The 1,076-nt window shown below is 66.2% G+C and carries 2 protein-coding genes; both read right to left on the bottom strand.

Annotated features, from left to right (window positions below):
* Nucleotides 1-255: 255 nt before the first annotated feature.
* Nucleotides 256-753: a cupin domain-containing protein gene (locus GH737_RS14885; RefSeq protein WP_155265535.1), complete on the bottom strand. Its 498-nt coding sequence runs from the start codon at nucleotides 751-753 to the stop codon at nucleotides 256-258.
* A gap of 124 nt (nucleotides 754-877) precedes the next feature.
* Nucleotides 878-1,076 (bottom strand): hypothetical protein (locus tag GH737_RS15950; protein WP_230558858.1); only part of this gene is annotated, 199 nt, incomplete at its 5' end.

Genomic DNA, 1,076 nt, shown 5'->3' on the forward strand with positions numbered 1-1,076 from the left:
GGCCCGCGCCGTGAAGGCGGCGAGCGCGGCGAAAACCGCGGCGACCGCGGCCCGAGGCACGAGCGCGAAGGTGGCGGCGAGCGCGAAGGCGGCGAAGAGCCGAAGTTCGCTCCCGCGTTCCTGACCGGGGATGACGCGGACTGACCTCTATCCCCTCTCCCGAATGCGGGAGAGGGCCAGGGTGAGGGCGGCTAAAGCAAGGCCCCGCGAGCGATCGCGGGGCCCTCCGTCGTTCTGGAACCGGACCTGACCGATCTAGAAGCTGCAGTTGTTGGGCTGCGGAGCGTCGATTCGCCTGGTGGCGCCGACCGGTACGAACTGAACTGCGACGGTCTCCGCGGCAGCTCCGGATTCGTTCCGGATTAGATGAACGTGACCGCCGCCTTCGTCGACGAAGCCCTCGCCGGCATGGTAGCGGACCGGCGTGCACAGCGATGATTCATAGACCGTGATCTCGCCGAGCGTGACCGTGATCAGGCTCGGCCCCGGATGGGTATGCCAACCGCTCTGCCCGCCTACGTCGATCGCATTGCGGGTCACGTAGACGTCGGACCTTGCCTTCGACTTGATCTTGACGTCCCACTCACCGGTCTTGACCGCGTCGACGTCGAGCGCGCCGTAGACGCCTTTCCACTGCTGAGCCGCGGTGAATCCCGAAGCTGCCGTGGCGTGCGCCGGATCGGCGATCGATGTCGATGCCGCGATGGCGGCGATCAGGGCAGTCGTTGCCCGGGCTGTGCGATAATGTGTCATACATGCCTCCCTTTTCTTGAGAGGTCCATTCGAGGCGCTCGGCGCCGCCTGCTCTAGTGCGGCGAGGTGATATGTTGGTGATTGATTGCCGATGTTTCCCTCCGAACGCCGTTGCATGCGGAATTCAGAAGGCCGTCGAAATCATTCCTCGCACCCCCGCCCGGCTCATCGTGAACCGGGAGAGGATGAAGTGCTGTCCGCCGAGAGTGACTGGCAAGGTTTCCAGGTTGAACGGTGGGCGGCCTGCCGGGCGCGCCAATTGACCGCCGCCGGCCCCGCCGGTGCGCGGCGACCAGTTCGACTCGGCCTCCGCCCTTGCGCCG

The sequence above is a fragment of the Sphingomonas segetis genome (assembly GCF_009720245.1).
Lineage (GTDB): Bacteria > Pseudomonadota > Alphaproteobacteria > Sphingomonadales > Sphingomonadaceae > Sphingomicrobium > Sphingomicrobium segetis.